Origin of the sequence: Nocardioides lacusdianchii (genome assembly GCF_020102855.1) — a bacterium.
Classification (GTDB): Bacteria; Actinomycetota; Actinomycetes; order Propionibacteriales; family Nocardioidaceae; genus Nocardioides; species Nocardioides lacusdianchii.
The window spans coordinates 267153-292663 of the sequence record NZ_JADHZD010000001.1; the positions used below are offsets into that span (position 1 = coordinate 267153).

Consider the following 25511-nt stretch of genomic DNA (forward strand, 5'->3'; position numbering starts at 1 on the left):
CGGGAGAGGATGACCGGCGATGCTCACCGCCCTGAAGAACTACGCCACGCCACCGTCCACCCTCGCCCGGCGGCTGTCGATCCAGTCGCTGCTCTTCGCCTCCGGTGACGGCACCTTCCTCGCCGGGTCGGCGGTCTTCTTCACCCTGGTGGTCGGCCTCTCGCTGGGCGAGGTGGGCATCGGCCTCACGATCGCGGCGATCGCGAGCTTCATCGTCGCGGTGCCGATGGGCAAGCTGGTCGACCACTTCGGCCCCAAGCGGATGTGGACCCTGTCGGCGGCGGTCCAGGGAGCGCTCTTCCTGGCGTGGCCCTTCATCGACAGCTTCCCCGAGTACGTCGCGCTCGCCGTGGCGATGGAGGTCGCGGGCACCCTCGGCGGCACGGCGCACGGCGCCTACGTCATCGACATCCTGCCGCCGGCGGAGCGGGTGGAGTCGCGCGCCTACCTCTACTCCGCACTCAACGTCGGCTTCAGCATCGGTGCCTTCCTCGGCGCGGGCGCGATCGCCTTCGGCACCGAGGCCCTCCGGTGGGCGCCGCTGGTGAGCGCGGTGCTGTTCCTCCTCAACAGCGCGGCGATCCCCCGCCTGCCCGACGCCACCCACGACAAGCGCAGCTCCGAGCCACGGGTGAAGCCCGAGGGCATCCCCGCCATCCGCAACCGCAGCTGGATCGCGGTCACGTTCTTCACGGGTGTCATGTGGACCAACCAGGTGCTCCTGCACACCGTCATCCCCGTGTGGCTGGTGACCGAGACCGACGCCCCGAAGGTGCTCGTCGCGGTGCTCTTCGGCACCAACACGGTCATGTGCATCGTGCTGCCGCGGCTCGCCTCGCGCGGCATCCGCGACGTCGAGACCGCCCTGCGCGCCGTACGCCTCTCGACGCTGTTCTTCGTGCTGACCTGCCTCGTCACGCTCGCCACCCACGAGACGACCGGCTGGCTCACGATCGTGCTGTTCTTCGTCGGTCACATCGTCCTCACCTGGGCCGAGCTGTTCCTGTCCGCGTCGGGCTGGACGCTGGAGGCCGAGCTGATGGATCCCCGCCGCCGCGGCGACTACCAGGGCGTCTCCGAGCTCGGCGGCACGCTCGGCCGGTTCTGGGCGCCGGCGGCCTACGGCTTCCTCGCGATGGAGTGGGGCGCCTTCGGGTGGCTCACCATCGCGGCGATCGTCACCGTCGGTGCTGTCGGCCTCCATGCCTCGGCGCACTCCGGGCGACGCTTCCTCGAGCAGCACGTCCCGGCCGACGTCCTCGCCGACGCGCGGGCGGGCGGACCCGAGCCCGCGGGCGTCGCGCTCTCGCAGGAGCCCTTGCCGATGGAGCCGGACGGTCCCCTGCCAGAATCGGTCGGTGACCTCCACCGCTGACTGGCTCGCCGGCGCCCGGCCCCGCACCCTGCCCGCCGCCGTCGCCCCCGTGCTCGCCGGCACCGGCGTCGCGGCACACGCCGACCACGCGGTGTGGTGGAAGGCCCTGCTGGCCCTCGTGGTGAGCCTCGCGCTCCAGGTCGGGGTCAACTACGCCAACGACTACTCCGACGGCATCCGCGGCACCGACGCCGACCGGGTCGGGCCGATGCGCCTGGTGGGCTCGGGCGCGGCGACCCCGGGAGCGGTGAAGGCCGCCGCCTTCGCCGCCTTCGGCGTGGCCGCTCTCGCCGGGCTGGTCCTCGCCGCGACGACCGCCTGGTGGCTGGTGGCGGTGGGCCTGGTGTGCGTCGTGGCCGCCTGGTTCTACACCGGCGGCGACAAGCCCTACGGCTACCTCGGGCTCGGCGAGGTCATGGTCTTCGTCTTCTTCGGACTCGTCGCGGTCATCGGCACGACCTACGTCCAGACGCAGACCTGGGAGTGGGCCGCCCTCTACGCCGGCGTCGGCATCGGCGCTCTGGCCTGCGCGATCCTGGTCGCCAACAACCTGCGTGACATCCCCACCGACACCGTCGCCGGCAAGCGCACCCTGGCCGTACGCCTCGGCGACGAGCGCACCCGCTACCTCTATGCCTTCCTCGTCCTCGTCGCCGCAGCCGCGGTCGTCGCGGTCGCCGCCGCCATGACATGGTGGGTGCTGGTCGGGCTCGGCTTCCTGGCCCGCGCGGGCGCCCCGACCCGCGCCGTCCTCGGCGGCGCCACGGGACCCGCCCTCATCCCCGTCCTCGCGGCCACGGGCGCCTCCGAGCTGATCTGGTCGGTTCTCGTCGCGGTGCCGCTGCTCCTGCTCGGATAACCCGTGGCGGGCCACCGGGCCGCTCACTAGCGTGAGCGGGTGGACTACGACTTCGCCCTCCTCGACTTCTCCGACGACTCCCCTGCCGCGGCCGCCCGCCGTCGCGGGTGGATCGAGGCGGTGCTGCGCGGCTTCCGCGAGGACCGGCCCGAGGACGACAGCGTCGAGCGGTGGGTGCGGCACTACCGCGCCGACGACGTGATCGTCCGCGGCGCCTGGCTGCCCGAGGGCGAGCTCGGCGCCGGTCCCATGCCCGTCGCGACCTACGCCAGCTTCGACAAGAGCCTCAACGCCGGTCGCGAGCTGCTGCCACTGCGGATGATCACCGACGTCACCACCAGCGCGGCCCACCGGCGCAGGGGCCTGCTGCGCCGGCTCATCGAGGACGACCTCGCCGACGCCGTCGCCCAGGGAGTGCCTATGGCCGCCCTGACCGCGGCCGAGGCCACCATCTACGGCCGCTGGGGCTTCGGCCCGGCCACCTTCCGCACGGGCGTCACCGTCGACACCACGCCCGGCTTCGGCCTGCGCGACGTCGTCGATCCCGGCCGCGTCGAGCTCCTCGAGCCCGCGGACGCGTGGCCGCACGTCAAGGCCGTCTTCGACACCTTCCACGCCCGCCAGCGGGGCTCGGTGGCCTGGCCCGCCCCGTACGAGGACATGCACACCGGCGCCTGGGACCCCAGCAGCGGCGGCGCCAACCGCAAGATCCGGGTCGCGTTGCACCTCGACGCGAGCGGCGCGGTCGACGGCTTCGCCATCTGGAAGCCCGGCGAGGACAAGACGGTCAAGGTCGACGAGATGGTGGCGCTCACCCCGCAGGCCCAGCTCGCGCTCTGGTCGTTCCTCGGCCACATGGACCAGACCGCCAAGGTCACCTTCAACCTGTTCCACCCCGAGGACCCGCTGATGTGGGCCCTCACCGACCTCAACCGGGTGAGCACGACCGAGGTCCAGGAGTTCCTCTGGCTGCGGGTGCTGGACGTCCCACGCGCGCTCGCCGCCCGCCCCTGGTCGGCCGACGGCTCGGTCGTGGTCGAGGTCGACGACCCCCTGGGCCACGCGGCAGGACGCTTCGCGGTCACGACCGCGGACGGCGCCGCGACGGTCGCGCGCACCGACGACGCGCCCGACGTACGCCTCAGCGCCGAGACGCTGGGCTCGCTCTACCTCGGCGCCGTGCCGGTGCGGCAGCTGCACCGTGCCGGGCGCCTGACGGGCGCGGAGGACGACGTACGCCGCTTCGCAGCGATGGCGGACCTCAGCACGCCGGCGTACAGCCTGACGGGCTTCTGAGCGCGGGCCCAGCAGGGATCAGCGCGGGTCCCCGTGGTCGTCGCGGTCCTCGCGCGCCTTGCGCTCCTCGAAGGCCGCGGTGGCGCGCGCGGCCCGTTCCTCGACGCGCCGGGCGAACGCCTCCCGCTGGCGGTCCAGCACGAAGTAGGACGCGATCCCGGATATCAGGAACGCGAGCACGACCGCCCAGAACAGGTTGTAGCGCCCGCCGAGGACCAGCGCCATCAGCCCGATGACGATCCCGAACGAGGCAAGGAACAGCACGATCCGCAGGGCGGTGTAGACCACGAACTCCTTCACGGCGACCAGCCTAGGTGGACCTGACTACATTGGAGGAATGCTGAAGGTGCTGCTCGTGGTGGCCGCGATCGCGGTTGTCGTGTGGGTGCTGGTCAAGCTTGCGCTGCGCCGCCTCGACGGTGGCAGCGGCGGTGCCTCACCGCCGCGGGTGGTCGGCCCCGACGACGACCCGGACTTCCTGCGGGGACTCGACCGGCGCCGCCGCGACCCGGAGGACGACTGAGCGCTCCGCCCCCGCGCCCTCGGCGTAGGAGTGCTGGCTGGAGCTGCTGAAGAAGTTGATGCCGATGAAGTTGAACCACAGCGTCGAGACACCCACCAGCGCCAGGATCGCGGCGTTGCGCCCGCGCCAGCCCGCCGTCGCGCGGGCGTGCAGGTAGGCGGCGTAGACCACCCAGGTGATGAAGGCCCACACCTCCTTCGGGTCCCAGTTCCAGTAGGCGCCCCATGCCTGATGGGCCCAGATCGGGCCGGTGATGAGGACCGCGAAGGTCCACACCGGGAAGCCGAAGGCGTGCATCCGGTAGGACAGCCGGTCAAGAACCTTGGGCTCGGGCACCCGGGCGAGGTAGCCCGTGGTCGCGCTCGAGCGCGCCTTGACGAGGTAGAGCACCGACAGCAGCGCGCCGATGGTGAAGGCGCCGGTCGAGATCACGGCCGAGACGACGTGGATGACCAGCCACGGTGAGTTGAGCGCGTCCGGCAGCGGGAGGACGGCGTCGTCCAGGCCGAGGAACGCCGCCATCAGCGCGGCGACGACGAAGGTGGAGACCAGGGGCCCCAGCCACTCGATGTCGAGGCGGAAGGTCGAGAGCACGAAGATCAGCGCCACCACGAAGGTGCCGGAGATCGTGAACTCGTACATGTTGCCCCACGGCACCCGGTTGGGGTCGGCCGCGAGCCCGCGCGCGACGAGCGCCACGAGGTGGACCACCACGCCGAAGACGGACAGCACCAGCGCCAGACGGCCGGCCATGGCGGTGCGCTGGTCCGTGACCTCCTCGTCCTTCGCCACACTCCGCAGGCCGGCCAGCTCGAAGAAGTAGGCCAGCATCGCGAGGAAGTAGAGCACCGCCGCGGCGATGACGCCCTGGTAGCTGAAGACCTCCCACTGTGCGTCGGTCACGACTGATCCTTCCTGCTGCTGCTCGTCGGCTGCGCACCCCTGGGGGCCTGCAGTGATGCCACGATCTCGGCGACCTCGGCCGCGCCGTCCTCGGGGTCTCCCCCGGACGACCGGTCCAGCCGCGCCACCTCGACCCGGGTGGTGCCGTCGTCCTGCCTGCGCGCGCGCACCCACATCCGGCGCGGGCGGATGAAGAGCGAGCCCAGCAGGCCGACCAGGGCGAGCACCACGCCGCCGAGGGCCACCAGCTTGCCGGGGCTGCGGCTGATCTGGATCTTGTTCCAGCGCTGCACGCCCTCGAACGTCACCGTGCCGAGCCCGTCCGGCAGCGTCACGGTGTCGCCGGGGCGCAGGTCCATCCGGAACGGCTGGCCGTCCTCCTTCAGGACCTGGGTCGCGTCGGCCTTGTCGAGGACGTAGACCGACGAGGCGGAGCCGTCGTCGATGCCGAGGTCACCGGTCCACAGGCTCATCGAGACCAGCGGGTCACCCAGGGAGCCGAAGATCGACGACGGCATGGTGAGGTTGCCGTCGGCGTCGCGGCCCATCGCGAAGGTCGGGTAGAAGGTGCCCTCGAGCCCGATCTGCTCGGGCTGGGCGAACGGCGCCTTGACCACGCCGAAGGACTCGAAGGTCTGGCCGTTGGTCGGCAGGAACACCACGGGGCCGGACTTGGTGACCTCGCCCTCGCCGTCGCGGATCGTGATGACCGGGGCGTAGCCGTGGCCGATGAGGAAGATGTCGGTGCCGCCGATGGTCAGCGGGTGGTTGACCCGGAGGTCGTAGTTCTGCGTCTTGCCACCCGGCTCGGTCGTGTAGTCGAGCTCGGCGACGAACTCGCGCGCCATGCCGGCCCGGCCGCCCTCGGTGAGCCAGTCCACCTGGAAGTCGGTGATGCTGAAGGAGAAGGGCTCCATCACGTCGGGGTCGAAGAGCGAGCCCGGGGCGAAGTCGTCGTACTGGGTGAGGTTGTTGGTGAAGCCGTAGTCCTCGCCGTTGAGCATGATGACGCCACCCTTGTAGCCGAAGAGGCTGCCGACGGCGACGCCGACGAGGACGACGATCACGGCGAGGTGGAACAGCAGGTTGCCGGCCTCGCGGAGGTAGCCGCGCTCGGCGGACACCGCGTCGGACCCGGTCGACGTCTCCACCCGGAAGCGCTTGCTCCGCAACGCGTCGGCGGCGCGCGCCAGCACGTCCTCGGGGGACTCGTCGGTGGTGTACGCCGTCGACTCGGGCAGCCGGGTGAGGTGCCGGGGGGCGCGGGGCGGCCGGGCGCGCAGCGCGCGGGCGTAGACGAACAGGCGCGGGATGATGCAGCCGACCAGCGAGATCATGAGCAGGATGTAGATCGAGGAGAACCACACCGAGCCGTAGACGGAGAACAGGTCGAGCCGGTCCCAGATGGGGGCCAGGCGCGGGTGGTTGTCGCGCCACTGCGAGACCGCGAGGGAGTCGATGTCCTCCTGCGGGATCACCGAGCCGGGGATCGCCGCGAGCGCGAGCAGCAGGAGCAGCACGAGGGCGGTGCGCATCGACGTCAGCTGGCGCCACGACCAGCGCGCGAGCTCGCGCGTGTTGAGGTCGTTGGGAAGTGACGTGGCCTGGCGGTCGTCGGACGACCGCTGGCGCAGGTCGGGCTGGAGGTCGGTCACACCGGCACCGTGAATCCCTGGACGACCTGGAGCTGGAGCCACTGGACGATGCGGTCCCACCAGCCCGAGACGAGCAGCAGGCCGACGAGGATCATCATCGCGCCGCCCACGCGAACGATGAGCACCTGGTGGCGCCGGATGACGGCGAAGGCGCCGAGCATCCGGCGGTAGGCCAGCGCGGCCGCGATGAAGGGCAGCCCGAGGCCGAGGGCGAAGACACCGGACAGCAGTGCCCCCCGCCCAGCGGTGGCCTCGTTGACCGAGAGCACGTTGATCGCAGCGAGCGTCGGGCCCACGCACGGCGTCCAGCCGACGCCGAAGAGAAAGCCGAGGAGCGGCGCAGCCGCCAGGCCCACGGCGGGCACCTTGTGGATCCGCCAGTCCCGCTGGAGGAACCCGAATCCACCCAGGAAGGCGACGCCGAGGCCGATCGTGATGACGCCGAGGACGACGTTGAGCTGACGCGTGTGGGTGAACAGCCAGGCGCCGGCCGCGCCGGTGAGGCTGCCGAGGAGGACGAAGACGACCGAGAAGCCGAGCACGAAGAGGACCGCGCCGAGCACCAGGCGGCCGCGCCGTGCCTGCTCGAGATCGCCGCCGGAGATGCCGGTGGCGTAGGAGAGGTAGCCCGGCAGCAGCGGGATCACGCAGGGGCTGAAGAACGAGATGAGCCCGGCGGCCAGGGCCACCGGTAGCGCCAGCAGCATCGACCCGGACAGCGCCGTCTCCTGGAACCACTCACTCATCGAGGACCGCCTCCACCAGCGAGACCAGCGTCTGCGTCGAGGGGATTCGGCCGTTGACCGACGCTGCGATCCGGCCCTCGGCGTCGAGCACGACCGTGCTCGGGATCGAACGCGGGGTCAGGGTGCCGGCGAAGGGCAGCAGCGCGGCCCCGTCGGCGGAGTAGATCGAGGGGTAGGGCACCTCGAGGTCGCGGACGTAGGCCTGCGCGTCCTGGCGTGAGGCGTCGCGGATGTTGAGCCCGATGAAGGACACCTGGTCGCCCAGCTCGGCCACGGCTTCATTGAGGTCGGGCTGCTCGGTGATGCACGGCGGGCACCACGAGGCCCACACGTTGACCACGACCGGCTTGCCGCGCAGGTCGGCGAGGTCGATGTCGCCGCCCTCGAGGTCCGTGCCGCTCAGCTCGACAGGCTCCCCTCTGTCCACCGCCTCCACCTCGGTGGGCACCCCGGTGCCGGAGATGTAGCCCTTCTCACCGGTGCCGGACAGGCCGGAGCAGCCCGTCAGCGCGAGCAGGCAGGCGAGCGCCATGAGGGGCGCGGCGAGGCGGCGCGACATGGTCAGGGTCGCTCCTTCGCCGCGGCCCCGCCGGCCGAGAACGGGGCGGAGCGGTCGGCGACGGGGATCAGGTCGCCGGCAGGCTCGGAGTAGCGCACCTGCACCAAGCGGTCGCCGTCGAAGACGATGCTGGTCAGCGAGCAGAGGGTGCACTGGCGGTTCTTGGGGTGGTGGAGGTAGCTGCGCCTCTCGAGGAAGAGCCGCGTCGTCCAGATCGGGAGCTGGTGCGACACCACGACCGCCTCGTGGCCGCGGGCGGCGTCGCGGGCGTCGTGGATCGCGGCGACCATGCGCCCGGCGATCTCGTCGTACGGCTCCCCCCACGACGGCGTGAAGGGGTTGTAGAGGTGGCGCCACAGGCGCGGGCGCTTGATGATCGTCATCGCGCCGTCGCCGAAGCTGAGGCCCTCGAAGGCGTTGGTGGACTCGATCACGCGCGGGTCCACGACGGGGGTCAGGCCCCGGGCCTGCGCGAGCGGGGCGCCGGTCTCCTGGGCGCGCTCGAGCGGGGAGGTGCGGAGGTGGACGATGTCGCGCTCGCCGATGGTCTCGGCGATGCGCTGGGCCATCTGGTGCCCCAGCGCGGAGAGGTGGAAGCCGTCGCGGCGGCCGTAGAGCACGCCCTCGGGGTTGTGGACCTCACCGTGGCGCAGGAGGTGGACGGTGGTCTGCTCGGCCATCTCAGTGACCTCCTGCCGTGGCGGCGGCCAGCGCGGCGGCCGGGAGCGCGTCGAGGACGGTCGAGACCGCCCGCTCGTCGTGGGCCGCGGAGACGAACCACGCCTCGTACGCCGACGGCGGGAGGTAGACGCCCTGGTCCAGCATCGAGTGGAAGAAGGCGGCGTAGGCCGCGGTGTCCTGGGTGGAGGCCTCCGCGAAGTCGCGGACCGCGGCGTCGCGGAAGAAGACCGAGAACATCGTGCCGGCCGCCTGGACGACGTGCGGGACGCCCGCGGCCGCGAGGTGCTCCGCGACGGCGGTGCGGATCGTCAGCGCGGTCGCGTCGAGCTGGGCGTAGACCTCCGGGGTGGCCAGGCGCAGCGTCGCAAGGCCCGCGGTCGTGGCCACCGGGTTCCCCGAGAGCGTGCCGGCCTGGTAGACCCGGCCCTCGGGCGCGAGGTGCGCCATCAGGTCCGCTCGACCGCCGAACGCCGCGGCGGGGAAGCCGCCACCCATCACCTTGCCGAAGGTCATCAGGTCGGGCGCCCAGCCCTCGATCGCGCCGTCGAGGCCCCAGCCGCCCTGCTCGGTGGCGCGGAACCCGGTCATCACCTCGTCGCTGATGAAGAGCGCGCCGTGGGCGCGGCAGGTCTCGGCGAGGAAGGCGTTGAAGCCCGGCGCGGGCGGGACGACGCCCATGTTGCCCGGGAAGGCCTCGGTGATCAGGCAGGCGATCCGCGGGCCGTGCGCCTCGAACGCCGCCTGCACGGCGTCGCGGTCGTTGTAGGGCAGGACGAGGGTCTCGGCGGCCGAGCTCGCGGGCACCCCGCTGGTGCCGGGCACCGCCAGCGTGGCGATGCCGGAGCCGGCCTCGGCCAGCAGCGGGTCGACGTGGCCGTGGTAGCAGCCGGCGAACTTCACGACGAGGTCGCGACCGGTCGCACCCCGCGCCAGCCGGATCGCCGACATGGTCGCCTCGGTGCCCGAGGACACGAAGCGCACCCGCTCCACCGGGGTGCGGGCGACGATCTCCTCGGCCAGCTCGACCTCGGGCTCGGTGGGGGTGCCGTACGACGTACCGCGGGCCACGGCACCGGCCACCGCCGCCTGCACGTCGGGGTGCGCGTGGCCGAGCAGCATCGGGCCCCACGAGCAGATCAGGTCGACGTAGTCGTTGCCGTCGGCGTCGGTGAGCCAGGCGCCCGAGGCGGAGGTGATGAAGCGCGGCGTCCCGCCGACTGCGGTGAAGGCACGCACGGGCGAGTTCACGCCGCCCGGGGTCACGGCTCGAGCGCGCTCGAAGAGGGCCTCGCTGGCCGCAGTCGTCGAGGTGGTCGTCGCGGAGGTCACCCGGCCATTGTCACGCAGGTGGACAAAGGATCCCCAGTCGGTGCGCACCCGCACGCGGACCGTGTGCCTTGGCCCACAGGCAACTCGTGCGTAACGTGGAGCCAGGATTCGTCGTTGCCCGGGTGTGGGTGCCTCCTGAGTGGGCATCATCACACCCGGACGACACAGGGGAGATGACAGACATGGCGAGCTTCGGCCGGCTGCACCGCGCGACCGCGATCATCCCGCTTGCGGTGCTCTCCGCCGCCTGGACGGCCAGCCTCGCCGGCGTGGGCGTCGGGTCGGCCAGCGCCGACCCCGACGGCTCGAAGACCCTTCCCGACGGCACCGTCCTCCCTGCCGCCGCCATCGAGGCGCCCGCCAGCATCGGTGACCCGGTCACCCGCGCCGCCGCCCTCACCCCGGGCTCGGCCAGCAGCATCCCCCAGGCGGCCCTCTCGGCCTACCAGCGCGCCGAGGGCGTCATCAACAAGGCCGACCCCGGCTGCAACCTCCCGTGGGAGCTCATCGCCGCGATCGGTCGTGTCGAGTCCGACCACGGCCGATTCGGCGGCAACGCCCTCGACGACCAGGGCGTGGCCCGCCCGGGCATCTACGGCATCGCCCTCAACGGCAAGAACGACACCCAGGCCATCGCCGACACCGACGGCGGGCAGTACGACGACGACACCCGCTGGGACCGCGCCGTCGGACCGATGCAGTTCATCCCCTCGACCTGGTCGGTCGTGGGCGTCGACGGCGACAGCGACGGCACCCGCAACCCGCAGGACGTCGACGACTCCGCGCTGGCGACGGCCGTCTACCTCTGCTCCGGCGACGACGACCTGTCGGAGGAGAAGGGGCAGCGCGCCTCGGTCTACCGCTACAACCACTCCAACGCCTACGTCGACCTGGTGCTGGAGATCATGCAGGCCTACCTCGACGGCGACTTCAGCGCCGTGCCGACGTCCACGCTGACCTCGGGCGTGACCATGCCCGACACGACGGCGAACCCCGGTCCGCGCGACGGCAAGGGCGACAAGGACGGCAAGCGCGATCCGGGCGACAAGGGCGGCAACAAGCCGACCCCGACCGTGAAGCCGACGCCGACCAGCACCCCCACGACGACGCCGACCACCACCCCGACGCAGACGCCGACCCAGACGCCGACGTCCACGCCCACCAAGGACCCGACGACCGTGCCGACGTCCGTCCCGACGACGCTGCCCACGGTCCTGCCGACGACGCTCCCGCCGCTGCCGCTGCCCACGGAGACGATCACGGCACCGCTCACCGAGCTGGAGGCCCGGGCGCAGTGCCTGGCCTCGGGCATCTCCGCGCTCGACCTCGCGGCGCTCAACGCCTGCGTGGCCCAGCTGCTCAACCCCTGAGCCGCTGGGTCAGCGGCGCAGCAGCCGCGCGGCCTCGGAGGCCCAGTAGGTGAGGATCACGTCGGCACCGGCGCGGTGGATGGACGTGAGGGTCTCCAGGATCGCCGCCTCGCGGTCGATCCAGCCGTTGGCGGCGGCCGCCTCGACCATCGAGTACTCACCGGAGATGTTGTAGGCCGCGACCGGCACGTCGACGGCGTCGCGCACGCGGCGTACGACGTCGAGGAAGGCCAGGGCCGGCTTCACCATGACGATGTCGGCGCCCTGCTCCACGTCGAGCAGCGCCTCGCGCACGCCCTCGACGGCATTGGCGGGGTCCTGCTGGTAGGTCTTGCGGTCGCCGACCAGCGAGGAGTCGACCGCCTCGCGGAACGGACCGAAGAAGGCGGAGGCGTACTTCGCGGAGTAGGCCAGGATCGAGACGTGGCTGTAGGCAACGGCGTCGAGCGCCTGCCGCACCACGGCGACCTGGCCGTCCATCATCCCGCTGGGCCCGACCATGTCGACACCGGCGGCCGCCTGGGCCTGCGCCATCTCGGCGTACGCCGCCAGCGTCTGGTCGTTGTCGACCTCGCCGTCGGGCGTCAGCAGCCCGCAGTGGCCGTGGTCGGTGAACTCGTCGAGGCACAGGTCCGACATGACCGTGAGCTGGTCACCGACCTCGGCGACCACGTCGGTGATCGCGAGGTTCAGCACCCCGCCCGGGTCGATCGCGCCGGAGCCGGTCGCGTCCTTGTGCTCGGGGATGCCGAAGAGCATCACACCGCCCAGCCCGAGCTCGGCAGCCTCGGCGACGGCCCGCTTCAGCGAGTCGCGCGAGTGCTGGACGACGCCCGGCATCGACGAGATCGGGTGCGGCTCGGCGAGGCCCTCGCGCACGAAGACCGGGAGCACCAGCGAGCTGGGCACCACGTGGTGCTCGGCCACCATCCGCCGCAGCGCCGGCGTACGACGCAGGCGGCGCGGACGGACGAGCGGCGTCTCCAGATCGCGGTGCTCCTCGCTCACTTCGCGCGCGCCTTGCGACGGCCCGAGGCGGTGCGCTCGCTCGGCCGGGTCACGGGCTCGCCGCTCTCCAGCATCGCGAGGCGTCGGGCCGAGCCGAAGTCGGCCAGCGCGTCGACGAGCACCTCGACGTCGGGCGTCGGCGCGAGGACGTCGACCCGCAGGCCGTGCTCCTCGGCGGTCTTGGCGGTCGCGGGACCGATCACGGCGATGATCGTCGACGGGTGCGGCTTGCCGGCGATGCCGACGAGGTTGCGCACGGTCGAGGACGAGGTGAAGACGACGGCGTCGAACTTGCCGGTCTTGATCGCGTCGCGCACCGGCGCCGGCGGCGGGGTGGCGCGCACGGTGCGGTAGGCGGTGACGTCGTCGCACTCCCAGCCGAGGTCGACCAGGCCGGCGACGAGGTTCTCGGTGGCGATGTCGGCGCGCGGCAGGAAGACCCGGTTGATCGGGTCGAGCACCTCGTCGTAGGGCGGCCACTCGGCGAGGAGGCCGGCTGCGGACTGCTCGCCCGACGGCACCAGGTCGGCGCGCAGGCCCCACGCGGCGATGGCCTCGGCGGTCTTGTCGCCGACCGCGGCGATCTTGAGGCCGGAGAAGGCGCGGGCGTCGAGGCCGTACTCCTCGAACTTCTCGCGCACCGCCTTGACGGCGTTGACCGAGGTGAAGGCGATCCACTCGTAGCGACCCTCGACGAGGCCGCGCACGGCCTTGTCCATCTGGAGCGGGTTGCGCGGGGGCTCGACGGAGATGGTCGGCACCTCCTCGGGCACCGCGCCGTACTCGCGCAGGCGACGCGACAGCGAACCGGCCTGCTCCTTGGTGCGGGGCACCAGGGCGCGCCAGCCGAAGAGCGGCTTGGTCTCGAACCACGACAGGGTCTGGCGCAGGTCGACGACGTCGCCGATGACGGTGATCGCGGGCGGGGCGATGCGCGCCGCGCGGACGTCGGCGCCGATGTCGGCCAGCGTCGAGATCAGGGTCTGCTGCTCGGTGGTGGTGCCGACGCGGGTCATCGCGACCGGCGTCTGCGGCGAGCGGCCCGCCTCGATGAGGGCGGCGGCGGTCTCGGCGATGCTGCCGACGCCGGAGAGCAGGACGAGGGTGCGGTCGTCGGCGTAGGCGCTCCAGTCGACCTTCTCGCCGCACGTGACGACGCACATCTCGCGGTGGCGCTTGGTGGTCAGCGGGATGCCGGCGTAGGCCGGGACCGCGCTCACCGAGGAGACGCCGGGGACGACCTCGAAGCCGACGCCGGCCTTCACGCAGGCCTGCGCCTCCTCGGGGCCGGAGGCGTAGAGGAACGGGTCGCCGGTCATCAGGCGCACCACGCGCTGCTTCTTGCCGTGGCGTACGACGACCTTGGCGCGCGCGGCGTGCGTGAGGGGCTGGCCGTCCTCGCCGAACCCGCCGTCGACGACCTCCGGGCCGTCCCAGGTCCCGTCGGGGCCCTCGACCAGGCCGAGCACCGAGCGGACGAGGTCGACGTGCTCGGGGGCCTCGGTGACGATGACCTCGGCACTCCCGAGGAGCTCGACGGCGCGCACCGTCAGCAGGCCCGGGTCACCGGGTCCACTGCCGACAAAGGACACCCACCCGGGGTTGGCCCCCTTGTCCTGGCTGCTGGCCTGCGGGGTCTGTACTCGCGTCATGCGTGCTGGTTCCTCACTGGTGGTCCATCTTCAGGTGGTGCCGTCATCAGGTCTGCTGCTCCCTCGTCGAGCATGTCGCTCGCGAGGCGTGTTCCCAGTCGGGCGGCCTCGTCGACCGGGCCTGTCGCGCTCATCCGCACCGAGAGTCCGCCGTCCTCCGACAGGGCCACGGCACGCAGCCACAGCTCCTCGCCGTCCTCGCCGTCCACGACCTCCGCGAGCGCACCCAGCGGGGCGGAGCAGCCCGCCTCGAGGGTGGACAGCACGGCGCGCTCGGCGGTGACCGCGGCGCGGGTGGGGGCGTCGTCGAGCTGCGCGAGCCCGGCGACCAGCTCGGCGTCGTCGGAGCGGCACTCCACGGCGAGGGCGCCCTGGCCGGGCGCGGGGAGCATCTGGAGCGGGTCGAGGACCTCGGTGACCTCGTCGAGGCGACCCAGTCGCGCGAGGCCGGCGCGGGCGAGGACGACGGCGTCGACCTGGCCCTCGCGGACCTTGCGGATCCGGGTGTCGACGTTGCCGCGGATGCCCTCGAGCTCCAGGCCGAGCCCGAGCGCCGCGAGCTGGCTGACGCGGCGCGGCGAGCCGGTGCCGAGGCGGCTGCCGACCGGCAGCTCGCCCAGCGTCAGGCCGTCACGGGCGACGACGACGTCGCGCGGGTCCTCGCGCGGCGGCACGGCCGCCAGCGCGATGCCGTCGGCGGGCGTGGTGGGCAGATCCTTGAGCGAGTGGACGGCAACGTCGACGCGGCCGTCGAGCAGGGCGTCGCGCAGTGCGCTGACGAAGACGCCGGTGCCCCCCATCGAGGCCAGCGGCGCCGAGCTCCGGTCACCCTCGGTGGAGACCTCGACCAGCACGACCTCGCGGCCGAGGCGCTCGCGGATCAGGTCGGCGACGTGGCCCGACTGGGTGGTGGCCAGGGCGGACGCGCGGGTGCCGAGCCGGATGGCAGGAAGGGCACTCATGGCTTGCCGTCCGCTCGCGTCATGCGGTCCACGGCCTCGGGGTCGAGGCGGAACAGCTCGGCCAGCGCGGCGGTGTAGGACACCGCCGGCTCGGCGTCGGCCAGCTCCTTGACCCGCACGGTCGGCTCGTGGAGCAGCTTGTCGGCCACGCGGCGCACGGTCTGCAGCACCTCGGCGCGGGTGGCCTCGTCGAGGCCGGGCAGCCGGGAGGCGAGGCGGTCCATCTCCGCGTCGACCACCGAGGTGGCCATCGAGCGCAGCGCGACGACGGTGGGCGTCACGCTCGCCTGGCGGCGTACGGCGAGGAAGGCGGAGATCTCCTGCCCGACGATGGTGCGGACGTCCTCGACGCCGGCGGTGGCCTCGAGGCCGCGCAGCTCGTCGGCGAGGCCCGCGAGGCTGATCAGCTCGACGCCCGGCAGGTCGGCGACCGACGGGTCGACGTCGTGGGGCAGCGCGAGGTCGATGACGGTGAGCGGGCGGTCGCTGCCGCCGCGCGCGGTCACCACGTCGGCGAGGCGGACCAGCGGCTCGGGCGAGCCGGTGCAGGAGATGACGATGTCGGCGGCGGCGAGCTCGTCGCCCAGCGCGGACAGCGGCACCGACGTGGCGGCGTACTCCGCGGCGAGCCGCTCGGCGTTGGCGGCGGTGCGGTTGAGCACCGAGATGCTGCCGGCTCCGCCGCGGGACAGGTGCGCCACGGCGAGCGACGCCATCGCACCGGCGCCGAGCACGACGGCGCGGGCACCGGCGACCGGCACCGTGCTCCGCTCGAGCGCAGCGGTGACGAGCGAGGGGGCGGCGCGGTCGATGTCGGTCTCGGCGTGCGCCCGCTTGCCGACGCGCAGGGCCTGCTGGAAGAGGGTGTTGAGCGCCGGGCCGACGGTGCCGTGCTCCTGGCCGACGCGCAGCGCCTCGCGGGTCTGGCCGAGGATCTGGCCCTCGCCGACGACCATCGAGTCGAGGCCGGCCGCGACCTGGAAGAGGTGGGAGACCGCGCCCTCGTCGTAGTGGACGTAGAGGTGCGGCAGCAGCGCCTCGGTCGACTGCGCGGCGCGCTCCACCAGGAGGCCGGAGAGGTCCTCGACGCTGCCGTGGAAGCGGTCGACCTCGGCGTAGACCTCGAGGCGGTTGCAGGTGACGATCGCCGTGGCCTCCGAGACGTGCTCGCCGGCGATGACGTCGGAGATCAGCTTGACGGTGCCGTCGGCGTCGAGCGCGAGGCGCTCGAGCAGCTCGACCGGCGCCGACTTGTGGGAGATCCCCACGACCAGGACGCTCATGACACGGCTCCTGCTCCGGGCGCGATCGACTTGCGCTGCTCGTGGTAGGCGAGGATCTGCAGCTCGATCGACAGGTCGACCTTGCGTACGCCGACGCCGTCGGGCACCGACAGGACCGCCGGTGCGAAGTTGAGGATGCTGGTGATGCCGGTGGCGACCATCCGGTCCGCGACGGACTGGGCGGCGACGGCCGGGGTGGCGATCACGCCGATGGAGACGTCGTGCTCGGCGACGATGGACTCGAGGTCCTCGAAGGAGCGCACGTCGAGGCCGGCGACGACCTCCTCGTGGCGGTCCGGGTCGGCGTCGAGCAGCGCCACGACGCGGAAGCCGCGGCTGCGGAATCCGGAGTAGTTGGCGAGCGCGTGGCCGAGGTTTCCGATGCCCACGATGACCACGGGCCAGTCCTGGGTCACGCCGATCTCGCGGGCGATCTGGTAGCGGAGGTATTCGACGTCGTAGCCGACGCCGCGGGTGCCGTAGCTGCCGAGGTAGGACAGGTCCTTGCGGAGCTTGGCGCTGTTGACGCCTGCGAAGGCCGCGAGCTCCTCGCTGGAGCAGGTGGTGGTGCCCTCCTCGGCGAGGCTGATCAGGGCACGCAGGTACACGGGAAGCCTGGCGACGGTTGCCTCGGGGATGTCCCGGGCGGAGTCGGGGGTCCGTGCGGTCACAGCAGCTCTTTCCAGTCCTCGCGAACCTCGCTCGGACTCCGCCACTGTAGGAGTTTGTGAACGGGAGAACAAAACGAGAACAGGGGTGGCTAGCACATGTGAGAAGACCCACCCCACACGGGGTCCCCTCGACTTGCGCGCGGGGTGCTGCAGGGCATATCAGGGGCGATGTCCCGGGCCCCCTCACCCTCGGTGGTCGAGTAGCCGGAGCGAGGAACGAGCGAAGGCGTATCGAGACCCAACCCAGTCTCGGACCGCAATCGACCCGCCGACCCCGGCCCACCCCGGATCCCACCACCTCGAAGATGATCCCGCCCCACACCCCGCTGCCCACGAGGAGGCGGGGTCACAGGCATGCCCGGTAGGAACCACCACCTGCGCCACGTCGTCACAGCCCCATGCGCCGATGGGGCTCGATCGTGCTGACAGTGCTCGTCTCGGGAGCGTCGCTGGTGACGTGGGGCGCGGGGCCGGCGCTCGCATGCTCCTGCGCCTACCAGCGAACCGGCGAGTTCGCGGCCGCCGCAGACGAGATCTTCACGGGGACGCTCACGGCCATGACGGAGCCGCCCCGGACCGGGGTCGTCAGCAGCACCGACCCGATCACCTACACCGTGGCCGTCGACGCGGTCTACCGCGGCGACGTCGGTTCCGTCGCCCTCTTCGAGTCAGCGATGTCCGGTGCGTCGTGCGGCCTCGAAGGCATGGCGGTCGACCGGCGCTACCTCGTCTTCGTCACCACCGATGGCTCGGAGCGGGCCGCGACCTCGTGCGGCGGGACAGCTCCCGCCACGCCTGGGCGAGTGGACGCGATCGAACGGCTCACCGGGTCACCCGCTCAACCTGCGGTGGGCGTGGACACGGAGAAGCCTCGCGCTGCGGATGGAGCCGTCGGCGCAGACGACCACGAACAGCAGGCCGTCCCGGCCTGGACCATCATCGTCGCCGGCATCGGCGCAGCCGTGCTGCTGGGCTCAGGGCTTCGTCGACGTCGTCGCCCAGGAGCCCACTGACGGTCGCCCTGCGCCCGGAGCTCACGCCCCCAGCGCAGCCCGCAACCGACCCTCGTCCACGCGCCAGAAGTCGTGCTGGCGACCGTCGACGAAGGTAACGGGCACCTCCTCGCCGAAGCGGTCCTCGAGGTCGGGGTCGCTGTCCACGTCGACCTCGACGAACGACTCCCCCAGGTCCGCGCACACCCGCGCGACCACGGCCCGTGCGTCGTCGCAGAGGTGGCAGCCGACCCGGGAGTAGAAGGTGACGCGCGGCTCGGCACTCACTCGAGCAGCCCCAGCTGGCGGCGGCGCTCGAGCCCGCGGAGCCGGCCCTTCTGCACCTTGCCGGTCACGGTCAGCGGCAGGGCGTCGACGACCTCGATGCGGGTGGGCTGCTTGAAGCGCGCCAGCCGCACGACGGCGTGTGCACGGACCGCTTCCTCGAGGTGGGTCAGCGGCCGCGACGCGACGACGTACGCCACCACGGCCTCGCCCGTCTCGGCGTCCGGGGCACCGATGACGGCGACGTCGGTGACGCCGTCGACCTCGCGGATCACGTCCTCCACCTCGGTGGGGTAGACGTTGAAGCCGCTGACGATGATCAGCTCCTTGACCCGGTCGACGAGGAAGAGGTCACCCCCGGCGTCGAGGAAGCCGACGTCTCCGGTGGCGTACCAGCCCTCGTCGTCGGGGCCGTCCGCGCCGTCGGGCCAGTAGCCGGAGAAGATGTTGTCGCCGCGGACCTGGATCTGGCCGGGGTCCTCGCCCTCGACCTGGCCCCACGTCTCGTCGACCAGGCGCAGCTCGATGCCGGGCAGCGCGGCGCCCACGGAGCCGGGCGCCGGGTCGGCGCTGCAGAGCGTGCTCGTCACGACCGGCGAGGCCTCGGTGAGCCCGTAGCCCTGGTGCACCGGGATGCCGGTGATGCCCGTGAACTCCTCGATGACCGACGCCTCGAGCGGCGCGGATCCTGACAGCACCAGTCGCACCGGGCCGAGCCGCTCGCGCAGGTGCTCGTCGGGCAGCCAGTGGGCGAACGCCGGCGGCGCGATCGGCACCACGCTGCACGCCTCGTCGTCGATGAGGTCCAGCACGGCCTGGGGGTCGAACTTCTCCACCAGGAGCAGCCTGGCGCGGTGGCGCAGCACGCCGCCGAGGACGGCGTTGAGGCCGTAGACGTGGAAGAGCGGCAGCACGTCGAGCACCACGTCGTCGCCGTGCATCATCGGAGGCTCGACGGCGGCGACCTGCTCGATGTTGGCGAGGAGCGCGCGGTGGCTCAACATCGCCGCGCGCGGACGCCCGGAGGTGCCGCTGGTGTAGAGCAGGGCCGCGAGCTTCTCCGGGTCGGGCAGCGGGGGCACGGGGCGTACGACGTCCGCGCGCAGCTCGGCGAAGGCGTGCTCGCCCTCGCCCGGCTCGGCACCGACGACCACCACGATCGGCGCCGGCACCTCACCGTCGGCGGCCAGCTCGGCCAGCCCCGCACGTACGACGTCGAGGGCGGTGGCGTCGGCGATCACGAGCCGCGTGCCGGAGTCGGCGACCATCCGGGCCACTTCGCCGGGCGCCGAGCGCGGGTTGACCGGGACGGCGACGACCTGCGCGCGGAGCACGCCGAGGTAGGCGGTGACGAACTCGATGCGGTTGCCGACGGCGATCATCACGCGCTGGCCGGCGCGGATGCCGTGCAGGCCGAGACCGGTGGCGATCCGGGCCACCTCGTCCTCGAGCGCGGCCCACGTCAACGAGCGCCCACCGCTCTCCACGAGGGCCTGGCGGTCGGGCACGTCGGCAGCCGCCTCGGCCACGAACGCGGAGATGTCGTTGCGCGGCATGCGCAGATCCTTGCACGACTAGGCTTGCCGGGTGACCCCGTCCGAGCGACCGCGACGCCTCAACCTGCAGCAGCGCTCGGCCCTCGCGGGCGAGGCCGCGGCGGCCTCTGCGGAGGTCGAGAACGCGCTCAGCACCCCCAGCGACCTGACCGCGGCGGCCTTCTTCGACGTCGACAACACGGTCATGCAGGGCGCGAGCATCTTCCACTTCGCCCGCGGCCTCCACCGCCGCCAGTTCTTCACCACCCGCGAGATCGCCTCGGCCGCGTGGAAGCAGACCTACTTCCGCATCGTCGGCGTCGAGGACCCCGAGCACGTCACCGACGCCCGCAACTCCGCGCTGTCCTTCATCGCCGGGCACACCACCGCCGAGCTCGAGGAGCTCGGCGAGGAGATCTTCGACGAGGCGATGGCGCACCGGATCTGGCCCGGCACTCGCGCGCTGGCCCAGCTCCACCTCGACGAGGGCCAGCGCGTGTGGCTGGTGACGGCCGCGCCCATCGAGATCGCGAGCATCATCGCCCGCCGTCTCGGCCTCACCGGCGCGATGGGCACCGTCGCCGAGCACGTCGACGGCGTCTACACCGGCCAGCTCGTCGGCGACCTCCTCCACGGTCCCGCCAAGGCGGAGGCGATCAAGGCGCTCGCGGCCCGCGAGGGCCTCGACCTCGCCCGCTGCTCGGCGTACTCCGACTCCAGCAACGACCTGCCGATGCTGTCCATGGTCGGCGACCCGTGCGCGATCAACCCCGACGCCCGGCTGCGGGCGCACGCCCGCGCCCAAGGCTGGCGCGTCCACGACTACCGCACCGGCCGCAAGGCCGCCCGTGCCGGGCTGGTGGCCGCCGCGGTCGCCGGTGCCGTCTCGGGCGCAGTCGCGGCCGGCGTGAGCGTTCGAGGACGTACGCACTCCGCCTGAGGTGTAACTGATAGTTACCGACGGGTTCACAACTCCCCGCCGGCCACTTATCGTGTGAGGTGCTGCACACCGGGAGGGACACCGCATGCGGTCATCACACGACCTTGGGCATGCCTTCGACGAAGGCATGGACGCGCTCCGACGCGCCGTCCTCGCTGCCCTGTCCCTCCAGCCGGTCCCCCACGTCCTGCTGGCCGAGGCCGCCACCTCCGGCCCCGCCCGCGCCCCCATGCCGAGCCGTGGCGCCGGCGCGACCGGCAGCCCCGTCGGCGACGAGGACCAGGCGACGTCCTCGGAGGTCGACGGCGCCGAGCGTGAGCGGCTGATCGCCCTCGTCGAGCTGGCCCGCGCCGGTGACAAGGAGGCGTTCGGCCTCCTCTACGACCACTACCAGGCCTCGGTCTACCGCTTCCTCTACTACCGCACGCGCTCGCAGACGCTGGCCGAGGACCTCACCTCGGAGACGTTCTTCCGGGCGCTGCGGAGCATGAACAACTTCCGGTGGCAGGGCAAGGACTTCGGCGCCTGGCTGATGACCATCGCGCGCAACCTCACCACCGACCACTTCAAGTCCGGCCGCACCCGCCTCGAGATGACCACCGAGGACATGACGCCGCACGACGACAGCACCGAGGGCCCCGAGGACGCGGTGATCGCCGGGCTCACCAACGAGGTGCTGCTCCAGGCGCTGACCCAGCTGCCGACCGAGCAGCGCGAGTGCCTGATCATGCGGTTCCTGCAGGGCATGTCGATCGCGGAGACGGCGCTCGCGCTCGCTCGTTCCGACGGCGCCGTCAAGCAGCTCCAGCTGCGCGGCGTACGCAATCTGGCCAAGCTCATGCCGGAGGGGTTGAGGGAGTCGTGACCCGACCCGTAACTCGCACCTCCTCCCGCTCGTTCGTCCGTGTGGGAGGACCCACGAGCAGCCAGACAGGACGAGAGCAATGACAGCCGCATTCTCGGCACGACGACGTGCCGACGAGTTCGAGGCACTCCTCTCACGGGGGGCGGACTCCTCCCTCTCCGAGCGCGACATGCAGAAGTACGCCGACCTCCTCGAGGTCGTCGCCGACCTGAGGTCCGTGCCCGAGGTCACCGCACGCCCCGAGTTCGTCGGGTCGCTGCGCGAGCGCCTGATGGCGGAGGCCGACACGGCGCTCGTGCGCCAGCCGCCCGCCCCGCAGCGCCTGGCGATGCCCGCCACCACCCGTCGCCGGGACCGTCGCCTCGGCGCGTTGCTCGGAGGCGCCGCCCTGGTCGGCGCGACGGCCACCATGGCCGTCGCCGCCCAGACCTCCCTGCCCGGTGAGTCGCTCTACGGCGTCAAGCGCGGCATCGAGGCTGCCCAGGTCCGGCTGGCCGACGACGAGTCGCAGCGCGGGCGCACGCTCCTGGCGCAGGCCGACACGCGCCTGCTCGAGCTCGAGCAGCTCGCGGCCGGCGACGGCGGGCGCGAGCAGCTGATCCCCGACACGCTCGACGCCTTCACCGAGCAGTCCAGCACCGGCGTACGCAGCCTGCTGACGTCCTACGACCGCGGGGTCGAGCAGGACGCCCAGCGCGCCCGCGACTTCACTGCCACCAGCCTGGAGCGGCTCGACGCGCTCGAGGAGCAGCTGCCGGAGAGCGCGCGCGACGAGCTGCTGGCCGCCGGGCGCACGCTCAGCGACCTCGACCTCGAGGTCAGCAGCGCCTGCCCGGTCTGCTCCGGCGGCATCGCCGCCGTCCCCGACTTCCTGCTCACCAGCGCTCCCGTCGACCTGCTCACCGGGCTCGACGTCGACGAGCTGACCCTGGAGGCGGCGCCCGTCTCGGGACAGGACCTCACCGGGATCGAGGTGCCCGAGGAGCTGAAGGGGCTGCCGACGGCCGTGCCGACCCCGACGACCCTGCCGACGACGCTGCCGACGCCGGCCACGACGACGCTGCCCGACCCGACGAAGACCGACCCGACCACGACCGACCCCGGCAAGCCGATCAAGGACCTCACCGACGAGGTCACCGACACGACGGGCAACCTCGTGGACGAGGTCGACGAGATCACCGGCGGCGCCATCGGCGGGCTGACCAGCGAGGTCGACGACGCGACGGGTGGCCTGATCGGCGAGATCACCGGCACCCTCGACCCGCTCACCGGCAACACGCTCGGCAACGCGACCGGCGGCCTGCTCCCCTGACGGGGACCGTCAGCTGAAGACGCCGTCGCGCTCGCGCAGCAGGTCGAAGAGCGTGTGCTGGATGGTCTCGCGCACCTGGTCGGTGACGTTGAAGACCAGCATCGGGTCCTCGGCCTCCGCAGCGTCGTAGGAGTCGGTGCGGATCGGCTCGCCGAACTCCAGGATCCACTTGGACGGCAGCGGCACCATGCCGAGCGGACCGAGCCACGGGAAGAACGGCGTGACGGGGATGTAGGGCACCCCCAGCAGCCGCGCCAGCGAGGGCACGTTGCCGACGAGGGGGTAGATCTCCTCGGCCCCGACCACGGACAGCGGGATGATCGGCACGCCGGTGCGCAGCGCGGCCGACACGAAGCCGCCGCGGCCGAAGCGCTGGAGCTTGTAGCGCTCGCTGAACGGCTTGCCGATGCCCTTGAACCCCTCGGGCCACACGCCCACGAGGTCACCGCCCGACAGCATCCGCTCGGCGTCCTCGACGCAGGCCAGCGTCGCACCGCTCTTGCGGGCCAGCGAGCTGACCACGGGGAGCTTGAAGACGAGGTCGGCGCCGAGCGGGCGCAGGAAGCGGTGGGCGTGGTCGTGCACGGTCAGCATCGTCATCAGCCCGTCGAGCGGGACGGTGCCGGAGTGGTTGGAGACCACCAGGGCGCCGCCCTCGGCGGGGATGTTCTCCAGTCCGCGCACCTCGAGGCGGAACCACTTCTGGGCGATCGGGCGCAGCGCGGTCATGAAGAAGCGCTCGGTGAGCTCGCGGTCGAAGCCGTAGTCGTCGACCTCGTAGTCACCCTCGAGCCGGCGCCGGGCGAAGGCCAGCAGCTCGGCGAGGCGCCGCTCCCAGTCGTCGCCGAAGACCTCCAGCGCCGCGCCCTGCAGCGCGGAGAGCCAGTCTCCGACGGGGATCCCGGTCTCGAGGCGGGGCTTCGTGGTCGCGGGCCCGGGCGTCGGGTCCGCGGGCGGCGCCTCGGCAGCCGGCTCCGGAGCGGGTGCGGGCTTCTTCGGTGTCGTCTTCTTCGCCGCGGGGCGCTTCCTCGGCGCAGGCTTCGCGGCCGACGGGGCGAGGTTGCGCGCGGCCGACGACGGGCGGGCGCTGCCCGAGCCGCGGCCCGGCCGGCCGCCGGTGCCGATCGGGATCACGACCGCGTCCTCGCGGGCCTCCTCAGCCACGGCCCGCCCCCTGCGGCTCGGCGGGCGTCAGGGCGCGGCAGAAGTCGGCGAAGGCCTCGGCGGTGGAGTACGCCGGCTCGAAGCCGAGGTGGGTGCGCATCCGGGTGGTGTCCACACCACGACCGTAGGTCAGGTAGCCCAGCTGCTCGGGAGAGAAGTCCGACAGGCGGGCCTGGCGCATGGTGGCGCCGAGGCGCCCGACCGCGAACCGCGGGAGCGCGACCGACGGCGTGCCGAGGCGGCGTACGGCCTGGCTCAGCGTCAGCAGCCCGTCACCGGCGACGTTGAAGGTGCCCGGGATCCCCGAGGTCGCGGCGTGGCGCAGCACCGTCATCAGGTCGTCCTCGTGGAGGAACTGCAGGCGCGGGTCGAAGCCCAGCACCCGTGGGATGACCGGCAGGCGAAAGTAGTTGGTCAGCGGGCTCGCCACGTGGGGCCCGATGACGTTGGCCGCGCGGATCATCGTCACGTCGACGTCGGGCCGGCGCCGGGCGAAGCCGCGGACGTAGCCCTCGACCTCGTAGACGTCCTTGGCATAGCCGGAGGACGGCTGACGCTTGGGCCCCATGTCCTCGGTGAACATCGCGGGGTCGCGCGGGCTCGAGCCGTAGACGGTGGTGGTCGACTTCACGACCAGGCGCTCGACGGTCGTCGACTTCTGGCACGCAGCGAGCAGCTGCATGGAGCCGATGACGTTGAGCTCCTTCATCGTCCCGCGCCCGCCCGCGGATCCGGGCGTGGCGATCACGCTCATGTGGACGACGGTGTCGACGTCCTCCTTGGCCAGGACCTTGGCGATGACGGGGTTGCGGATGTCGGCGCGGACGAAGGAGACGTCCCCGATGTCGCCCCGCGGAGGGACGACGTCGACCCCGATGACCCGCTCGATGGACGGGTCGCCGGCCGCGGCGCGCGCGAATCGTCGCCCGATGTCCCGGGAGATCCCGGTGACCAGCACGACCCGTCCCATGGTCGAGGGGGTGTTACTTGCCGAGCTTGCGGCGCTGGACGCGCGTCTTCTTGAGCAGCTTGCGGTGCTTCTTCTTGGCCATGCGCTTGCGCCGCTTCTTGATGACAGAACCCACGTGGATCAGACCTTTCCTTTCGGCCGACGCTCGTCGGCCGGACCCGCCCACCCTACTTGGCAGGGGTGGGCAGCGCGGAATCGGTCCGGCGGAGGGTTCAGCCGGCGTTGTAGAAGCTCTTGCGCAGGTACTCGTTCACGTCGTCCTCGGTCACCCGGAAGGACCGGCCGACGCGCACCGCAGGCAGCTCGCCGCCGTGGACGAGCCGGTAGACCGTCATCTTCGAGACCCGCATCTTGGACGCGACCTCGGCAATGGTCAGGAACCGCGCCTCGGACATGTCGCCAGGGGTGTTCTCAGCCATGGTGTGCACCGATCCTTCTGTACGGCGACGGCGCCGGCTTCCGCGCCGGCGTCACAGGCGTGCCGCTTCTGGTGACAATAGGGCTCGCGTGACGCGTGGGGAAGAGGAATGCCAGAGAAACATGTGGGACTGGCGGCGTGTCGGGTTGATTCTTTAC

27 protein-coding genes are annotated in these 25511 nt (G+C 72.2%); 9 read left to right on the forward strand and 18 right to left on the reverse strand.

The features are described from left to right. Positions 1 to 19 precede the first annotated feature (19 nt). The 3 genes from IRX98_RS01335 to IRX98_RS23265 are packed head-to-tail and all read left to right on the forward strand — an operon-like array spanning position 20 to position 3530. Positions 20 to 1375 (forward strand): MFS transporter, encoded by a 1356-nt coding sequence (locus IRX98_RS01335; protein ID WP_224273297.1) that lies wholly within the window; start codon positions 20 to 22, stop codon positions 1373 to 1375. Beyond that, positions 1359 to 2234 (forward strand): 1,4-dihydroxy-2-naphthoate polyprenyltransferase, encoded by an 876-nt coding sequence (locus IRX98_RS01340; protein ID WP_224273299.1) that lies wholly within the window; start codon positions 1359 to 1361, stop codon positions 2232 to 2234. The genes IRX98_RS01335 and IRX98_RS01340 overlap by 17 nt, the downstream gene beginning before the upstream one ends. Positions 2235 to 2273: 39 nt before the next feature. Continuing rightward, positions 2274 to 3530, forward strand: a complete 1257-nt coding sequence (locus IRX98_RS23265) for a GNAT family N-acetyltransferase (RefSeq protein ID WP_224273301.1) — start codon at positions 2274 to 2276, stop codon at positions 3528 to 3530. A gap of 18 nt (positions 3531 to 3548) precedes the next feature. Here the strand turns inward: IRX98_RS23265 and IRX98_RS01350 are convergent, their stop codons facing one another. Beyond that, positions 3549 to 3830, reverse strand: coding sequence for a DUF4229 domain-containing protein (locus tag IRX98_RS01350; RefSeq protein WP_224273303.1), 282 nt, complete (start codon positions 3828 to 3830; stop codon positions 3549 to 3551). A 37-nt stretch (positions 3831 to 3867) separates the two neighbouring features. Here IRX98_RS01350 and IRX98_RS01355 point away from each other — a divergent pair, with 37 nt between their 5' ends. Then, positions 3868 to 4053, forward strand: coding sequence for a hypothetical protein (locus IRX98_RS01355; RefSeq protein ID WP_224273305.1), 186 nt, complete (start codon positions 3868 to 3870; stop codon positions 4051 to 4053). Here the strand turns inward: IRX98_RS01355 and ccsB are convergent. Genes ccsB through hemL form a run of 6 tightly spaced genes read right to left on the reverse strand, consistent with a single transcriptional unit; the run spans position 3967 to position 9926 of the window. Continuing rightward, positions 3967 to 4956, reverse strand: a complete 990-nt coding sequence (gene ccsB, locus IRX98_RS01360) for a c-type cytochrome biogenesis protein CcsB (RefSeq protein WP_224273306.1) — start codon at positions 4954 to 4956, stop codon at positions 3967 to 3969. The two genes, IRX98_RS01355 and ccsB, sit on opposite strands and share 87 nt — an antisense overlap. Beyond that, positions 4953 to 6611, reverse strand: coding sequence for a cytochrome c biogenesis protein ResB (gene resB / locus IRX98_RS01365; protein WP_224273307.1), 1659 nt, complete (start codon positions 6609 to 6611; stop codon positions 4953 to 4955). Before resB ends, ccsB begins: the two co-directional genes overlap by 4 nt. Further along, positions 6608 to 7357 (reverse strand): cytochrome c biogenesis CcdA family protein, encoded by a 750-nt coding sequence (locus IRX98_RS01370; protein WP_224273308.1) that lies wholly within the window; start codon positions 7355 to 7357, stop codon positions 6608 to 6610. Before IRX98_RS01370 ends, resB begins: the two co-directional genes overlap by 4 nt. Beyond that, on the reverse strand, positions 7350 to 7916 hold the full coding sequence (locus IRX98_RS01375) for a TlpA family protein disulfide reductase (RefSeq protein ID WP_224273309.1): 567 nt from the start codon (positions 7914 to 7916) through the stop codon (positions 7350 to 7352). The genes IRX98_RS01370 and IRX98_RS01375 overlap by 8 nt, the downstream gene beginning before the upstream one ends. A gap of 2 nt (positions 7917 to 7918) precedes the next feature. Beyond that, complete coding sequence (locus IRX98_RS01380) at positions 7919 to 8596, reverse strand: histidine phosphatase family protein (protein ID WP_224273310.1); 678 nt, start codon at positions 8594 to 8596, stop codon at positions 7919 to 7921. 1 nt (position 8597) lies between these two features. Beyond that, positions 8598 to 9926, reverse strand: a complete 1329-nt coding sequence (hemL, locus tag IRX98_RS01385; RefSeq protein ID WP_224273311.1) for a glutamate-1-semialdehyde 2,1-aminomutase — start codon at positions 9924 to 9926, stop codon at positions 8598 to 8600. A 182-nt stretch (positions 9927 to 10108) separates the two neighbouring features. On the opposite strand from hemL, the gene IRX98_RS01390 reads away from it, so the two are divergent. Next, complete coding sequence (locus tag IRX98_RS01390; protein WP_224273312.1) at positions 10109 to 11296, forward strand: lytic transglycosylase domain-containing protein; 1188 nt, start codon at positions 10109 to 10111, stop codon at positions 11294 to 11296. 9 nt (positions 11297 to 11305) lie between these two features. On the opposite strand, the gene hemB is transcribed toward IRX98_RS01390, so the two are convergent. Genes hemB through IRX98_RS01415 form a run of 5 tightly spaced genes read right to left on the reverse strand, consistent with a single transcriptional unit; the run spans position 11306 to position 16872 of the window. Further along, positions 11306 to 12304: a porphobilinogen synthase gene (gene hemB / locus IRX98_RS01395; protein ID WP_224273313.1), complete on the reverse strand. Its 999-nt coding sequence runs from the start codon at positions 12302 to 12304 to the stop codon at positions 11306 to 11308. Next, positions 12301 to 13956: a bifunctional uroporphyrinogen-III C-methyltransferase/uroporphyrinogen-III synthase gene (locus IRX98_RS01400; protein WP_224273315.1), complete on the reverse strand. Its 1656-nt coding sequence runs from the start codon at positions 13954 to 13956 to the stop codon at positions 12301 to 12303. The genes hemB and IRX98_RS01400 overlap by 4 nt, the downstream gene beginning before the upstream one ends. Next, positions 13953 to 14918 carry a hydroxymethylbilane synthase gene (hemC, locus tag IRX98_RS01405; protein ID WP_224273316.1) on the reverse strand — a complete coding sequence of 322 codons (966 nt, stop codon included), beginning with the start codon at positions 14916 to 14918 and terminating at the stop codon, positions 13953 to 13955. The genes IRX98_RS01400 and hemC overlap by 4 nt, the downstream gene beginning before the upstream one ends. After that, positions 14915 to 16201: a glutamyl-tRNA reductase gene (locus IRX98_RS01410; protein ID WP_224273317.1), complete on the reverse strand. Its 1287-nt coding sequence runs from the start codon at positions 16199 to 16201 to the stop codon at positions 14915 to 14917. Before IRX98_RS01410 ends, hemC begins: the two co-directional genes overlap by 4 nt. Next, positions 16198 to 16872: a redox-sensing transcriptional repressor Rex gene (locus IRX98_RS01415; RefSeq protein WP_224273318.1), complete on the reverse strand. Its 675-nt coding sequence runs from the start codon at positions 16870 to 16872 to the stop codon at positions 16198 to 16200. The genes IRX98_RS01410 and IRX98_RS01415 overlap by 4 nt, the downstream gene beginning before the upstream one ends. Before the next feature lie 419 nt (positions 16873 to 17291). Between IRX98_RS01415 and IRX98_RS01420 the strand changes: the two genes are divergently transcribed. Then, positions 17292 to 17885 (forward strand): hypothetical protein, encoded by a 594-nt coding sequence (locus IRX98_RS01420; protein ID WP_224273319.1) that lies wholly within the window; start codon positions 17292 to 17294, stop codon positions 17883 to 17885. 21 nt (positions 17886 to 17906) lie between these two features. Here the strand turns inward: IRX98_RS01420 and IRX98_RS01425 are convergent, their stop codons facing one another. After that, positions 17907 to 18152, reverse strand: coding sequence for a glutaredoxin family protein (locus tag IRX98_RS01425; RefSeq protein ID WP_224273320.1), 246 nt, complete (start codon positions 18150 to 18152; stop codon positions 17907 to 17909). Further along, complete coding sequence (locus IRX98_RS01430; RefSeq protein ID WP_224273321.1) at positions 18149 to 19705, reverse strand: class I adenylate-forming enzyme family protein; 1557 nt, start codon at positions 19703 to 19705, stop codon at positions 18149 to 18151. Before IRX98_RS01430 ends, IRX98_RS01425 begins: the two co-directional genes overlap by 4 nt. Positions 19706 to 19736: 31 nt before the next feature. Between IRX98_RS01430 and IRX98_RS01435 the strand changes: the two genes are divergently transcribed. The 3 genes from IRX98_RS01435 to IRX98_RS01445 all read left to right on the forward strand — a co-directional run bounded on the left by IRX98_RS01435 (position 19737) and on the right by IRX98_RS01445 (position 22801). Further along, complete coding sequence (locus tag IRX98_RS01435) at positions 19737 to 20624, forward strand: HAD family hydrolase (protein ID WP_224273322.1); 888 nt, start codon at positions 19737 to 19739, stop codon at positions 20622 to 20624. 127 nt (positions 20625 to 20751) lie between these two features. Next, positions 20752 to 21489, forward strand: coding sequence for a sigma-70 family RNA polymerase sigma factor (locus tag IRX98_RS01440; RefSeq protein ID WP_224273324.1), 738 nt, complete (start codon positions 20752 to 20754; stop codon positions 21487 to 21489). A gap of 79 nt (positions 21490 to 21568) precedes the next feature. Continuing rightward, positions 21569 to 22801 carry a DUF5667 domain-containing protein gene (locus IRX98_RS01445; protein WP_224273326.1) on the forward strand — a complete coding sequence of 411 codons (1233 nt, stop codon included), beginning with the start codon at positions 21569 to 21571 and terminating at the stop codon, positions 22799 to 22801. Positions 22802 to 22810: 9 nt separating this feature from the next. On the opposite strand, the gene IRX98_RS01450 is transcribed toward IRX98_RS01445, so the two are convergent. From IRX98_RS01450 to IRX98_RS01465, 4 genes are all read right to left on the reverse strand, one after another. Beyond that, positions 22811 to 23965 carry a lysophospholipid acyltransferase family protein gene (locus tag IRX98_RS01450; RefSeq protein WP_224273328.1) on the reverse strand — a complete coding sequence of 385 codons (1155 nt, stop codon included), beginning with the start codon at positions 23963 to 23965 and terminating at the stop codon, positions 22811 to 22813. Further along, positions 23958 to 24935, reverse strand: a complete 978-nt coding sequence (locus tag IRX98_RS01455; protein WP_224273330.1) for an SDR family oxidoreductase — start codon at positions 24933 to 24935, stop codon at positions 23958 to 23960. Before IRX98_RS01455 ends, IRX98_RS01450 begins: the two co-directional genes overlap by 8 nt. 13 nt (positions 24936 to 24948) lie before the next feature. Beyond that, positions 24949 to 25050, reverse strand: a complete 102-nt coding sequence (locus IRX98_RS01460; protein ID WP_008356322.1) for a 30S ribosomal protein bS22 — start codon at positions 25048 to 25050, stop codon at positions 24949 to 24951. Positions 25051 to 25147: 97 nt separating this feature from the next. Next, positions 25148 to 25354, reverse strand: a complete 207-nt coding sequence (locus tag IRX98_RS01465) for a helix-turn-helix domain-containing protein (protein WP_129424401.1) — start codon at positions 25352 to 25354, stop codon at positions 25148 to 25150. Positions 25355 to 25511 lie beyond the last annotated feature (157 nt).

Bases quoted from the DNA above. Each gene is read 5' to 3' on its own strand.
- IRX98_RS01335 (WP_224273297.1), top strand. From the start codon at position 20: ATGCTCACCGCCCTGAAGAACTACGCCACGCCACCGTCCACCCTCGCC.
- IRX98_RS01355 (WP_224273305.1), top strand. From the start codon at position 3,868: ATGCTGAAGGTGCTGCTCGTGGTGGCCGCGATCGCGGTTGTCGTGTGG.
- IRX98_RS01370 (WP_224273308.1), bottom strand. From the start codon at position 7,357: ATGAGTGAGTGGTTCCAGGAGACGGCGCTGTCCGGGTCGATGCTGCTG.
- IRX98_RS01375 (WP_224273309.1), bottom strand. From the start codon at position 7,916: ATGTCGCGCCGCCTCGCCGCGCCCCTCATGGCGCTCGCCTGCCTGCTC.
- IRX98_RS01380 (WP_224273310.1), bottom strand. From the start codon at position 8,596: ATGGCCGAGCAGACCACCGTCCACCTCCTGCGCCACGGTGAGGTCCAC.
- IRX98_RS01390 (WP_224273312.1), top strand. From the start codon at position 10,109: ATGGCGAGCTTCGGCCGGCTGCACCGCGCGACCGCGATCATCCCGCTT.
- IRX98_RS01400 (WP_224273315.1), bottom strand. From the start codon at position 13,956: ATGACGCGAGTACAGACCCCGCAGGCCAGCAGCCAGGACAAGGGGGCC.
- hemC (WP_224273316.1), bottom strand. From the start codon at position 14,918: ATGAGTGCCCTTCCTGCCATCCGGCTCGGCACCCGCGCGTCCGCCCTG.
- IRX98_RS01410 (WP_224273317.1), bottom strand. From the start codon at position 16,201: ATGAGCGTCCTGGTCGTGGGGATCTCCCACAAGTCGGCGCCGGTCGAG.
- IRX98_RS01430 (WP_224273321.1), bottom strand. From the start codon at position 19,705: ATGCCGCGCAACGACATCTCCGCGTTCGTGGCCGAGGCGGCTGCCGAC.
- IRX98_RS01440 (WP_224273324.1), top strand. From the start codon at position 20,752: ATGGACGCGCTCCGACGCGCCGTCCTCGCTGCCCTGTCCCTCCAGCCG.
- IRX98_RS01445 (WP_224273326.1), top strand. From the start codon at position 21,569: ATGACAGCCGCATTCTCGGCACGACGACGTGCCGACGAGTTCGAGGCA.
- IRX98_RS01455 (WP_224273330.1), bottom strand. From the start codon at position 24,935: ATGGGACGGGTCGTGCTGGTCACCGGGATCTCCCGGGACATCGGGCGA.
- IRX98_RS01465 (WP_129424401.1), bottom strand. From the start codon at position 25,354: ATGGCTGAGAACACCCCTGGCGACATGTCCGAGGCGCGGTTCCTGACC.